Here is a 12,239-nt window from a genome sequence, read left to right as displayed (position 1 = left end):
GAAGACGTCCCTTTCGCGAATCAGTCGCTCTTGCCGGGCATCGGCATGGGGAACGGCATGACGTTGCCCGCGCCCTTGGCCTCGCTGATCTTCGGCGTACCCAGGCGCTCGACCTCGTCGATGCGGACGATCGCGTGCATCGGCACGAAGCTGCGCAGAACGCCTTCGAACTGCGCCTTGAGCTTCTCCTCGCTGGGGTCCACCACCACCTGGGTGCGCTCGCCGAAGACGAACTCCTCGATTTCCAGGAAGCCCCACAGATCGCTCTGGTAGATCTGCTTGGCATACATCTCGAAGACCTGGCCCTGGTTGAGGAAAATCACCTTGTAGATGGGGTTTTCGCGCTTGTTCATGGCGGGGAAAGCAATGCCGGAAAATGAAGGGCGCGAATCATAGCACAGCCTTTCGGCCAGCAACGCTAGGAACCGGGGGCCCCGCCCTCTATAATGCGCGGTCCTTTTCGAACTGTCCGACGAAGCGCATGGCCAAGAAGCTTTTCATCGAAACCCACGGCTGCCAGATGAACGAGTACGACTCGTCGCGAATGGCGGACCTGCTCGGTGAACACCAAGCCCTCGAGGTGACCGAAAACGCCGCCGAGGCCGACGTCATCCTGCTCAATACCTGCTCGATCCGCGAGAAGGCCCAGGAAAAGGTGTTTTCCAAGCTCGGCATGTGGCGCGAGCTGAAGCAGCAGAATCCCGACCTGGTGATCGGCGTCGGCGGCTGCGTGGCCAGCCAGGAAGGCGCCGCGATCCGTGAGCGCGCGCCCTATGTCGACGTGGTCTTCGGCCCGCAGACCCTGCACCGCCTGCCGGAAATGATCGACGCCGCGCGCAGCACGCGCAAGCCGCAGGTCGACGTGTCCTTCCCGGAAATCGAGAAATTCGACCGCCTGCCGGAACCGCGGGTCGATGGCCCCACCGCCTTCGTCTCGGTGATGGAAGGCTGCAGCAAGTACTGCAGCTTCTGCGTGGTGCCCTACACCCGCGGCGAGGAAGTCAGCCGACCATTCGACGACGTGATCGCCGAAGTGATCCACCTGGCCGAGAACGGCGTCCGCGAAGTCACCCTGCTGGGACAGAACGTCAACGGCTTCCGCGGCCTGACCCACGATGGCCGCCTGGCCGACTTCGCCGAACTGCTGCGGGTGGTCGCCGCCGTCGACGGTATCGAGCGCATCCGCTATACCACCTCGCACCCGCTGGAATTCTCCGACGCGCTGATCCAGGCCCACGCCGAGGTGCCGGAGCTGGTGAAATTCATCCACCTGCCGGTGCAGTCGGGCTCCGACCGCGTGCTGGCGGCGATGAAGCGCAACCATACCGTGCTGGAATACAAGTCGCGTATCCGCAAGCTGAAGGCCGCGGTACCGGACATCTGCATCAGCTCCGACTTCATCGTCGGTTTCCCCGGCGAAACCGAGAAGGACTTCGAGCAGACCATGAAGCTGGTGGAGGACGTCGGCTTCGACTTCTCCTTCTCCTTCATCTACAGCGCGCGGCCCGGCACGCCCGCCGCCGACCTCGCCGACGACCTGCCGGAAGAAGTGAAGAAACAGCGCCTGCAGATCCTCCAGAGCCGCATCCACCAGCAAGGCTACGAGATCAGCCGGCGCATGGTCGGCAGCACCCAGCGGATCCTGGTCACCGACTTCTCGAAGAAGGACCCGGGCATGCTCCAGGGGCGTACCGAGAACAACCGGATCGTCAACTTCCGCTGCGACAATCCACGCCTGATCGGCCAGTTCGCCCAGGTGCACATCGACGACGCGCTGCCGCACTCGCTGCGCGGTACCCTGATCGACAGCACCCTGCATTGAGGCCGACGACCGTACGGCGGGCTCGCTGAACCTTCCCGCCGCCACGGTGCACCAACGTTTCAGCGGGAACCGGGAAAGCGCCGCCGCGATACGGCAACTTTGCGCGACGATATCCAGCGGTTATTCTCTTCCCTATCAATCAGCCACTGGCGAGTACGACAGAACACCTTGAACGCCCCCCAGGAACTTCATCGCTTTATCCTCGAGCCGTTCGACGCCCGCAGCTTCGCGACACTTTGCGGGCAGTTCGACGAGCATCTCCACCAGATCGAGAAACGCCTCGACATCGAGATCCGCAACCGCGGCAACCAGTTCGAACTGGCCGGCGAACCGCGCCGGACCAAGGTCGCCGAACGCCTGCTGCAGCGTCTCTACCGCGAGGCGCAGAACGGCACCGATCTCACCCCCGACACCGTGCACCTGTACCTGCAGGAGTCCGGCCTGGAAGACCTCGAGGAATTGCAGAGCGCGCCGCAGGTCACCCTGAAGTCGCGCAAGGCGCACATCCGCCCGCGCGGCGCCAACCAGCAGCGCTACGTCAAGGCGATCCTCGACCACGACATCAACTTCGGCATCGGTCCGGCTGGCACCGGCAAGACCTACCTCGCCGTGGCCTGCGCCGTCGACGCCCTGGAGCGCGAGCAGATCCGCCGCATCCTGCTGGTGCGCCCGGCGGTCGAGGCCGGCGAGAAGCTCGGTTTCCTTCCCGGCGACCTGTCGCAGAAGATCGACCCCTACCTGCGCCCGCTCTACGACGCGCTCTACGAGATGCTCGGCTTCGAACACGTGGCCAAGCTGATCGAGCGCAACGTCATCGAGGTCGCGCCGCTGGCCTACATGCGCGGGCGCACGCTGAACAACAGCTTCATCATCCTCGACGAGAGCCAGAACACCACCGTCGAGCAGATGAAGATGTTCCTCACCCGGATCGGCTTCGGCTCCACCGCGGTGATCACCGGCGACGTCACCCAGGTCGACCTGCCCCGCGGCACCCGCTCCGGCCTCAAGCACGTGATCGAGGTCCTGCAGGACGTCCCCGGCATCAGCTTCACCCATTTCAAGCCCAAGGATGTGGTCCGCCACCCGCTGGTGCAGCGTATCGTCGAAGCCTACGAGCGCCATGAGAACCGCCAGCAAGGCCAGGTGCGGCCGGTCGAGGGAACGGGCAAGGGCGGTCACGATGCCGCTTGAGCTCGACCTGCAGGTCGCCAGCGCCGCCCCGGACCTGCCCTCCGAAGCACAGTTCCGCGCCTGGTGCGAACTGGCCCTGCGCCAGCGTCCGGAGTCGGAGCTGACCATCCGCCTGGTGGACGAGGCCGAAGGCCTGGAACTGAACAGCACCTACCGGCACAAGGACTACGCGACCAACGTGCTGTCCTTCCCCGCCGATGTCCCGGACGAGCTTCTCGATATCCCGCTGCTCGGCGACCTGGTGATCTGCGCCCCGGTGGTCGCCCGCGAAGCCCTGGAACAGCGCAAGCCGTTGCAGGCCCACTGGGCCCACCTGGTGATCCACGGCTGCCTGCACCTGCTCGGCTACGACCACATCGACGACGCCGAAGCGGAAGAAATGGAAACACTGGAACGTGAATTGCTGGCGGAACTGGGTCATCCCGATCCGTACGCCTGCGACGACGAAGAGCCACCGAGCAAGGAAAAATGAGCGAAGACCGATCGAGCAACGGGCACAAGTCCTGGCTGGACAAGATCACCCAGGCTTTTGCCCACGAGCCGAGAAACCGCCAGGAGCTCCTCGAGCTGCTGCGCGATGCCCACGACAACAAGCTGCTGGACAGCGAGGCGCTGTCCATCGTCGAGGGGGCGATCCAGGTCGCCGACCTGCAGGTGCGCGACATCATGGTGCCGCGCTCGCAGATGATGAGCATCCGCTCGACCCAGACGCCGAAGGAATTCCTTCCGGCCATCATCGAAGCCGCCCACTCGCGCTACCCGGTGGTCGGCGAAAGCCTCGACGACGTCATGGGCGTACTGCTGGCCAAGGACCTCCTGCCACTGATCCTGCACAACGACGAGCGTCCCTTCGACATCAAGGAACTGCTGCGTCCGGCTACCTTCGTCCCCGAATCCAAGCGCCTCAACGTGCTGCTCCGCGAATTCCGCGCCAACCGCAACCACATGGCCATCGTCATCGACGAATACGGCGGCGTGGCCGGCCTGGTGACCATCGAGGACGTGCTGGAACAGATCGTCGGCGATATCGAGGACGAGCACGACGTCGAGGAAGACAGCTACATCAAGCCGCTGCCCAGCGGCGATTTCATCGTCAAGGCGCTGACCCCCGTGGACGCCTTCAACGACTTCTTCGGCTCGGAATTCTCCGACGAGGAATTCGATACCGTGGGCGGCCTGGTGATGAGCGCCTTCGGCCACCTGCCCAAGCGCAACGAAGTGGTCGAGCTGGGCGAGTTCCGTTTCCGCGTGCTCAACGCCGACAGCCGCCGCGTCCACCTGCTGCGCCTGTCTCCCCTGCAGAACTGAGCGCGCCCCCTCCGCCGCGGCGGAGGGGGCATCTTCCCGCGCCGTCCTTCTGGCGTCTCGCCAGCCCCTCCTTTACTCTTGCGCCTTGCGCCAGACTCCCCTGTCGCCGCGGACGTTGCCGTCCGGCAGCCGAAGGCGGCCCCGGTCTGCGCAGTCGGACATTGAACAGGCTCTAAGGACATTCGATGCGTTGGATTTCTCGTCCCGGCTGGCCCGGACACCTGCTGGCACTCGCCGCAGGCGCGCTCACACCCCTGGCCCTGGCGCCCTTCGACTACTGGCCGCTGGCGATCCTCTCGATCGCCCTGCTCTATCTCGGCTTGCGCGGCCTTCCCGGCAAGTCCGCCCTGTGGCGCGGCTGGTGGTACGGTTTCGGCGCGTTCGGCGCCGGCACCAGCTGGATCTACGTCAGTATCCATGACTACGGCGCCGCCTCGGTGCCGCTGGCAAGCTTCCTCATGCTCGGCTTCACCGCCGGCGTCGCCTTCTTCTTCGCCCTGCCGGCCTGGCTGTGGGCGCGCTGCCTGCGCCGCGACAACGCGCCGCTGGGCGACGCCCTGGCGTTCGCCGCCCTGTGGCTGGCACTGGAGCTGTTCCGCAGTTGGTTCCTTACCGGTTTCCCCTGGCTCTACGCCGGCTATAGCCAGTTGCAGGGACCGCTGGCCGGGCTGGTGCCGGTGGGTGGCGTATGGCTGTCCTCCTTCGTCATCGCCCTCAGCGCGGCCCTGCTGGTGAACCTGCCGCGCCTCTTCCCGCACGGTGCCAGCCTGCTTCTGGGGCTGGTCCTGCTGCTCGGCCCGTGGGCGGCCGGCCTCTATCTCAAGGGCCACGCCTGGACCCATTCGGCCGGCGAACCGCTGAGGGTAGTGGCGATCCAGGGCAACATCGCCCAGGAGCTGAAATGGGACCCGAATCAGGTCCGCGCGCAACTCGACCTCTACCGCGACCTGAGCCTGCCGCAGCAGGACGTCGACCTGATCGTCTGGCCGGAAACCGCGGTGCCGATTCTCCAGGACATGGCCAGCGGCTACCTCGGCGCCATGGGCCAGGTCGCCGACGAGAAGAACGCCGCGCTGATCACCGGGGTCCCGGTGCGCGAACGTCTCGCCGACGGCAAGAGTCGCTACTTCAACGGCATCACCGTGGTCGGCGAAGGCGCGGGCACCTACCTCAAGCAGAAGCTGGTGCCGTTCGGCGAGTACGTGCCGCTGCAGGACCTGCTGCGCGGCCTGATCGCCTTCTTCGACCTGCCGATGTCCGACTTCGCTCGCGGCCCGGCCGACCAGCCGCTGCTCAAGGCCAAGGGCTACGAGATCGCCCCGTACATCTGCTACGAAGTGGTCTACCCGGAGTTCGCTGCCGCGCTCGCGGCGCAGAGCCAGGTGTTGCTGACAGTGAGCAACGACACCTGGTTCGGCACTTCCATAGGCCCGTTGCAGCACCTGCAGATGGCGCAGATGCGCGCCCTGGAAAGCGGTCGCTGGATGATCCGCGCGACCAACAACGGCGTCACCGGCCTGATCGATCCCTATGGCCGAATCGTCCGGCAGATCCCGCAGTTCCAGCAGGGCATCCTGCGCGGCGAGGTTATTCCCATGCAGGGCCTGACGCCCTATCTGCAATACCGCGTCTGGCCGCTGGCCGGGCTGGCCGGCGTGCTGCTGCTATGGGCTCTGCTCGGCCGCCAGTTGCGCCCGCAGGAGCGACGCCTGTTCGGCTGAAGCCAGCCCCTTCTGGATAGACCGGCGCCCCTGCGGCGCCGGTTGCGTCTCAGCGGTAGAACAGGCGATAGCCGACCAGGCCGATCGCCTCGTTCAGCAGCATGCCGCTCTGCCAGAAGGCCTGCGCTTCCGGCAGCCAGCCGCCGAAGGGCCGCAGGTTGGCCCCGCCGAGGAAGCCGACCGGCGCCGGGATCACCTCGAACCCCTGGCGCTCGAAGCTCCAGCGTGCCCGCTGCATGTGCCAGGCCTGGGTCACCAGCACCACCCGGCGCACGCCGGCCTCGCGCAACTGCGGGGCGCTCAGGGTGGCGTTTTCCCAGGTAGTACGGCTGAGACCTTCCTGCCAGCGCGTCGGCACGCCGAAGTCCTGCAGCAGGGCATTGGCCATCAGCGCCGCCTCGCTGGGCGGGCGTCCGTAATGCAACCCGCCGCTGATCAGTACCGGCAGCGCCGCGGTCTTGGCCAGCCGCGCGGCATAGCGCAGCCGCTCGGCCGCCAGCAGGCTCGGCGCATCGTCGCCCCAGGCCGGGTCGTTGGTCTGCCGGCCGGCACCGAGGATGACGATGGCGTCGGCGTGCTGCGCCAGGCCCGGCAGATCCTCCGCCAGCAGGGCCGGTTCGCTTTCGAGCCAGCGCCCCATCCACTCCACGCTGAGCGGCATGCTCATCAGCCACAGACCGAAGAACCCGCAGACACCGCACAGCCGCGCCAGCCGCGGTCGGCTGGTGCGCCACCAGAAAGCGAAAAACAGCAGCAGCAACAGGCCGCCCGGCGGCAGCAGCAGTTGCTTGAAGAAATAACGGATCGGCATCGCCCCCTCCCTGTCGGAAGAGGCAATCTAAAGGATTGCGCGACGCCTGGCGAAACTTCCGGGAAGGAGACCCTAGCGGTCGTTGCCCGAACGGAACAGTTGCGAGCCGCAATGGCCGCACGGCAACACGCCATGCCCCTTGCTCCACTGCACCGGCGCACCGCAGAGCGCACAGAGCAGTTGCCGCTGTTTCAACGAGACGTGCCGACGCGGCGCCGGCGGTTGCGGCCGGGGCGGCCGGGGTGTCCTGCCGGGCTGGCGCTCGAGCAGCGCCAGCTCCTCGGCGGCCGCATGCCAGCCGCGCAACCAGTGCAGGTCCTGGTCGAGATAGGCGCGTATCAGCCCCATCTCCGCTTCGCTCAAACCACGCAACTCAAGCTCCGTGGGATGCTCGTCACGCAGGCGCTCGGCCGTATCCGCTTCATCCAGAGCCAGGGCGAGACGCTGCAGCAGCCTCTCGTACAGCCCACCTCCCGTCACACTCGCGCGTTGCAGCTCAGCCATCGAACACCTCTGAAGGTACCACTGGGCAGCCAGCCATCGACGGCCCATAGGGCAAGCTTAGCGTTCCCGTTCGGCTGAACCGCCCCCGGCGACAAACGGCGCGGGCTATCGACAGGAGTGGGGGTCATGTATGCTACGAGGCTTTCGAACAGTCACGTCTAAGTAGCGCCATGCACGAGCAATATCAGCCACTCGAGATCGAAACCCAGGCCCAGAACTACTGGAAAGAACACCAGTCCTTCCTCGTCAGGGAGCTACCCGACAAGGAGAAGTTCTACTGCCTGTCGATGTTCCCGTATCCGAGCGGCAAGCTGCACATGGGCCACGTGCGCAACTACACCATCGGCGACGTGATCAGCCGCTACCACCGCATGCAGGGCCGCAACGTGCTGCAGCCGATGGGCTGGGACGCGTTCGGCATGCCGGCGGAAAACGCCGCGATGAAGAACAACGTCGCCCCGGCGGCCTGGACCTACGACAACATCGCCTACATGAAGTCGCAGCTGGACAGCCTCGGCCTGGCGATCGACTGGAGCCGCGAGGTCACCACCTGCAAGCCGGACTACTACCGCTGGGAGCAGTGGCTGTTCACCCGCCTGTTCGAAAAAGGGGTGATCTACCGCAAGAACGGCACGGTCAACTGGGACCCGGTCGACCAGACCGTACTCGCCAACGAGCAGGTGATCGACGGGCGCGGCTGGCGCTCCGGCGCGCTGATCGAGAAGCGCGAGATCCCGATGTACTACTTCAAGATCACCGCCTACGCCGAGGAACTGCTGGAGAGCCTCGACAACCTGCCCGGCTGGCCGGAGCAGGTGAAGACCATGCAGCGCAACTGGATCGGCAAGTCGCGCGGGATGGAGATCGGCTTCCCCTACGACCAGGCCTCCATCGGCCACGCCGGCCAACTGAAGGTGTTCACCACCCGTCCGGACACCCTGATGGGCGCCACCTACGTCGCCGTCGCCGCCGAACACCCGCTGGCCACCCAGGCCGCGCAGAACGACCCGCAGTTGCAGGCGTTCATCGACGAATGCAAGCGCGGCGGCGTCGCCGAAGCCGACATCGCCACCCAGGAGAAGAAAGGCATGGCCACTTCCCTGTTCGTCGAACACCCGCTGACCGGCGACAAGCTGCCGGTATGGGTCGCCAACTACGTGCTGATGAACTACGGCGAAGGCGCGGTGATGGCGGTGCCCGGCCATGACGAGCGCGACTTCGAGTTCGCCAACAAGTACGGCCTGCCGATCCGCCAGGTGATCGCCAAGGTCGAGGGCGACGACGACTTCGAGTCCAGCGTCTGGAAGGAGTGGTACGGCGCCAAGGATGAGTCCGTGCTCACCGTCAACTCCGGCAAGTACGACAACCTCGGCTACCAGGCCGCCTTCGACGCCATCGGCGCCGACCTCGAGGCCAAGGGCCTGGGCCAGGCGCGCACCCAGTTCCGCCTGCGCGACTGGGGCATCAGCCGCCAGCGCTACTGGGGCTGCCCGATCCCGATCATCCACTGCGAGGCTTGCGGCGACGTCCCGGTGCCGGCCGACCAGTTGCCGGTGGTGCTGCCGGAAGACGTGGTACCGGACGGCTCCGGTTCGCCGCTGGCGAAGATGCCGGAATTCTACGAATGCAGCTGCCCGAAATGCGGCCAGCCGGCCAAGCGCGAAACCGACACCATGGACACCTTCGTCGAGTCGTCCTGGTATTTCGCCCGCTACGCCTGCCCGCAGTTCGAAGGCGGCATGCTGGACAAGAAGGCGGCCGACTACTGGCTGCCGGTCGACCAGTACATCGGCGGCATCGAGCACGCCATCCTGCACCTGCTCTATGCGCGCTTCTTCCACAAGCTGATGCGCGACGAGGGCCTGGTCGGCAGCGACGAGCCGTTCAAGAACCTGCTGACCCAGGGCATGGTGGTCGCCGATACCTACTACCGGACCACCGCCAACGGCGGCAAGGACTGGTTCAACCCGGCCGACGTCGAGGTCGAGCGTGACGCCAAGGCCAAGGTCGTCGGCGCACGCCTGAAGAGCGACGGCCAGCCGGTCGAGATCGGCGGCACCGAGAAGATGTCGAAGTCGAAGAACAACGGCGTCGACCCGCAATCGATGATCGACCAGTACGGTGCCGATACCTGCCGCCTGTTCATGATGTTCGCCTCGCCGCCGGACATGAGCCTGGAGTGGTCGGACGCCGGCGTCGAGGGCGCCAACCGCTTCCTCCGCCGCGTCTGGCGCCTGGCTCACGCCCATGTCAGCGCCGGCCTCCCCGGCGCGCTGGACGTCGCCGCCCTGAACGACGCGCAGAAGCAGGTCCGCCGCGCCATCCACCTGGCGATCAGGCAGGCCAGCCAGGATGTCGGCCAGCACCACAAGTTCAACACCGCCATCGCCGCGGTGATGACCCTGATGAACGTGCTGGAGAAGGCGCCGAACCAGGACGCCCAGGACCGCGCCCTGATCCAGGAAGGCCTGGAAACCGTGGTCCTGCTGCTGGCGCCCATCACTCCGCACATCTGCCACGTGCTCTGGGGCCAGCTCGGCCATGCCGAAGCGGTGATCGATGCGCGCTGGCCGAGCGTCGACGAGAGCGCACTGGTGCAGGACACCCTGCAACTGGTGGTGCAGGTCAACGGCAAGCTGCGCGGGCACATCGACGTGGCCGCCAGCGCCAGCCGCGAGGATGTCGAGGCCGCCGCGCGCGCCAACGAGAACGTGCTGCGTTTCACCGAAGGCCTGAGCATCCGCAAGGTCATCGTGGTACCGGGCAAACTGGTCAACATCGTCGCCAACTGATACGCGATTCCATTGGACGCCCCCGGCCATCCGGGGGCGCTGATCAACAGGAGTGAGGGAAGCTTGATGAAACGTATCCTGACCAGCGCCGCGCTGATCGGTATGACCACCCTGCTGGCCGCCTGCGGCTTCCAACTGCGCGGCCTGGGCGATGCGCAATTCGCGCTCAAGGAAATCGACGTGTCCGCGCGCAACGCCTACGGCCCGACCGTGCGCGAACTGAAGGAAACCCTGGAAAACAGCGGCGTGAAGGTCACCAGCAACGCGCCCTACCACCTGGTGCTGGTCCGCGAGGACAACCAGCAGCGCACCGTCAGCTACACCGGTTCCGCGCGCGGCGCGGAGTTCGAGCTGACCAACACGATCAACTACGAGATCGTCGGCGCCAACGACCTGGTCCTGATGAGCAACCAGGTACAGGTGCAGAAGGTCTACGTGCACGACGAAAACAACCTGATCGGTTCCGACCAGGAAGCCGCGCAGCTGCGCAGCGAGATGCGGCGCGACCTGATCCAGCAGTTGTCCATGCGCCTCCAGACGCTGACCCCGGCGCAACTCGACGAAGCCCAGCGCCAGGCAGAAGCCAAGGCCAAGGCGGAAGCCGAAGCCCTGCGCGCCGCCGACGAGGCGGAGCGCCAGCGCCGCGCCGCCGAGCCGCAGCAGTCGCCGATCGAGTTCCCCACCCCGTGATGCCCCGGGGCCGGTTTCGCCGGCCCCGTCTTCTCCTATGAAGCTGACTCCCGCGCAACTCGCCAAGCACCTCCAGGGCCCCCTGGCGCCCGTCTATGTCGTCAGCGGCGATGAACCGCTGCTCTGCCAGGAAGCCTGCGATGCCATTCGCCAGGCCTGCCGCGAGCGCGACTTCGGCGAGCGCCAGGTATTCAATGCCGAAGCCAACTTCGATTGGGGCCTGCTGCTGGAGGCCGGCGCCAGCCTGTCGCTGTTCGCCGAGAAGCGCCTGATCGAACTGCGCCTGCCCTCCGGCAAGCCCGGCGACAAAGGCGCGGCGATTCTCCAGGAATACCTGCAACGGCCGCCGGAAGACACCGTGCTCCTGCTCAGCCTGCCCAAGCTCGATGGCAGCACGCAGAAGACCAAGTGGGCCAAGGCCCTGATCGATGGCAACGCCGCGCAGTTCATCCAGGTCTGGCCGGTCGACGTCCACCAGTTGCCGCAGTGGATTCGCCAGCGCCTGTCCCAGGCCGGCCTGTCCGCCAGCCCCGAAGCCCTGGAGCTGATCGCCGCGCGCGTGGAAGGCAACCTGCTCGCCGCCGCCCAGGAAATCGAAAAGCTCAAGCTGCTCGCCGAGGGCAACCAGATCGACGCCGCCACCGTACAGGCCGCGGTCGCCGACAGCGCACGCTTCGATGTCTTCGGCCTGATCGACGCGGCCCTTGGCGGTGAAGCGGCCCACGCTCTGCGCATCCTGGAAGGACTGCGCGGCGAAGGCATCGAGCCGCCGGCGATCCTCTGGGGCCTGGCCCGCGAGATCCGCCTGCTGGCTGGCCTGTCCCAACAATACGGCCAGGGCATCCCGCTGGAGAAAGCCTTCGCCCAGGCGCGTCCGCCGGTCTGGGACAAGCGCCGTCCGCTGCTGACCCGTGCCCTGCAACGCCACTCCAGCAGCCGCTGGAACCAGATGCTGCGGGATGCCCAGTTGATCGACGCGCAGATCAAGGGACAGGCACCCGGCAGCCCCTGGAGCGGTCTCTCGCTTCTCGCCCTGACCCTCGCCGGCCAGCGCCTCGGCCTGCCGGCAGCCTGAAGGCGCAACCGGCACTGGACAATCCGCGGCGACAGGCAGATGATGCGCGCGCTGGCGAGCGCCAGCCCGATCACCTTCGAGGACCTCTGCCATGGCAAAGAAAAGCAAGCGGCCGAACAAGGCCAAATCCCTGGTCGCCCAGCCACTGTTCCGCAGCCGCCAGGAACAGGCGAAGAAAGGCAAAGGCAGCTACCGCCGCGAAGCCTCCCGTAACTGGGAGGCTTCTTTCGTTATGGCGGCCTGAAACAGCCGCTGGTCCATCCTCCCGCAACGCCCTCCTCACCCACGCGCCCCGCCTACCCCGCCCGAAGCCCGTCGACAAGAC

General features: G+C 66.3%; 12 protein-coding genes. 9 read left to right on the top strand and 3 right to left on the bottom strand.

The genetic code is table 11. The features are described 5' to 3' along the window. Positions 1-20 precede the first annotated feature (20 nt). The gene (locus FFS27_RS18770; RefSeq protein WP_003093157.1) at positions 21-353 is read right to left on the bottom strand and encodes a DUF1820 family protein; all 333 of its coding nucleotides are present in this window, start codon (positions 351-353) and stop codon (positions 21-23) included. Between the two features lie 128 nt (positions 354-481). Between FFS27_RS18770 and miaB the strand changes: the two genes are divergently transcribed. The 5 genes from miaB (at position 482) to lnt (ending at position 6,042) form a co-directional block, all read left to right on the top strand. Next, a complete protein-coding gene (gene miaB, locus FFS27_RS18765) occupies positions 482-1,822 on the top strand; it encodes a tRNA (N6-isopentenyl adenosine(37)-C2)-methylthiotransferase MiaB (RefSeq protein WP_003093158.1) in 1,341 nt (446 codons plus the stop codon). 168 nt (positions 1,823-1,990) lie between these two features. Next, positions 1,991-3,013, top strand: a complete 1,023-nt coding sequence (locus tag FFS27_RS18760; RefSeq protein WP_003111486.1) for a PhoH family protein — start codon at positions 1,991-1,993, stop codon at positions 3,011-3,013. Then, the gene (gene ybeY / locus FFS27_RS18755) at positions 3,003-3,485 is read left to right on the top strand and encodes an rRNA maturation RNase YbeY (RefSeq protein WP_003093160.1); all 483 of its coding nucleotides are present in this window, start codon (positions 3,003-3,005) and stop codon (positions 3,483-3,485) included. Before FFS27_RS18760 ends, ybeY begins: the two co-directional genes overlap by 11 nt. Then, a complete protein-coding gene (locus tag FFS27_RS18750; protein ID WP_003093161.1) occupies positions 3,482-4,321 on the top strand; it encodes an HlyC/CorC family transporter in 840 nt (279 codons plus the stop codon). The genes ybeY and FFS27_RS18750 overlap by 4 nt, the downstream gene beginning before the upstream one ends. Positions 4,322-4,506: 185 nt before the next feature. Beyond that, positions 4,507-6,042, top strand: coding sequence for an apolipoprotein N-acyltransferase (gene lnt, locus FFS27_RS18745; protein ID WP_003093162.1), 1,536 nt, complete (start codon positions 4,507-4,509; stop codon positions 6,040-6,042). Between the two features lie 49 nt (positions 6,043-6,091). Here lnt and FFS27_RS18740 read toward each other — a convergent pair whose 3' ends face one another. Continuing rightward, positions 6,092-6,853 carry a YdcF family protein gene (locus FFS27_RS18740; protein ID WP_023100819.1) on the bottom strand — a complete coding sequence of 254 codons (762 nt, stop codon included), beginning with the start codon at positions 6,851-6,853 and terminating at the stop codon, positions 6,092-6,094. A 72-nt stretch (positions 6,854-6,925) separates the two neighbouring features. Beyond that, positions 6,926-7,357, bottom strand: coding sequence for a hypothetical protein (locus FFS27_RS18735; protein WP_003137702.1), 432 nt, complete (start codon positions 7,355-7,357; stop codon positions 6,926-6,928). A gap of 170 nt (positions 7,358-7,527) precedes the next feature. Between FFS27_RS18735 and leuS the strand changes: the two genes are divergently transcribed. The 4 genes from leuS (at position 7,528) to arfA (ending at position 12,158) form a co-directional block, all read left to right on the top strand. Further along, entirely contained in the window at positions 7,528-10,149 is a 2,622-nt protein-coding gene (gene leuS / locus FFS27_RS18730) for a leucine--tRNA ligase (RefSeq protein ID WP_003110381.1), read from the top strand. Positions 10,150-10,215: 66 nt separating this feature from the next. Continuing rightward, positions 10,216-10,839 carry an LPS-assembly lipoprotein LptE gene (locus FFS27_RS18725; RefSeq protein WP_003110380.1) on the top strand — a complete coding sequence of 208 codons (624 nt, stop codon included), beginning with the start codon at positions 10,216-10,218 and terminating at the stop codon, positions 10,837-10,839. Positions 10,840-10,876: 37 nt separating this feature from the next. Next, complete coding sequence (gene holA, locus FFS27_RS18720; RefSeq protein WP_137952141.1) at positions 10,877-11,914, top strand: DNA polymerase III subunit delta; 1,038 nt, start codon at positions 10,877-10,879, stop codon at positions 11,912-11,914. 91 nt (positions 11,915-12,005) lie between these two features. Continuing rightward, the gene (arfA, locus tag FFS27_RS18715) at positions 12,006-12,158 is read left to right on the top strand and encodes an alternative ribosome-rescue factor A (protein ID WP_003093169.1); all 153 of its coding nucleotides are present in this window, start codon (positions 12,006-12,008) and stop codon (positions 12,156-12,158) included. Positions 12,159-12,239: the final 81 nt, after the last annotated feature.

It is taken from the genome of Pseudomonas sp. 2VD (assembly GCF_005503585.1).
Taxonomy (GTDB): domain Bacteria; phylum Pseudomonadota; class Gammaproteobacteria; order Pseudomonadales; family Pseudomonadaceae; genus Pseudomonas; species Pseudomonas aeruginosa.
The sequence above is the reverse complement of the archived record's forward strand: the minus strand, read 5'-3'. Positions and strand labels throughout refer to the sequence as shown.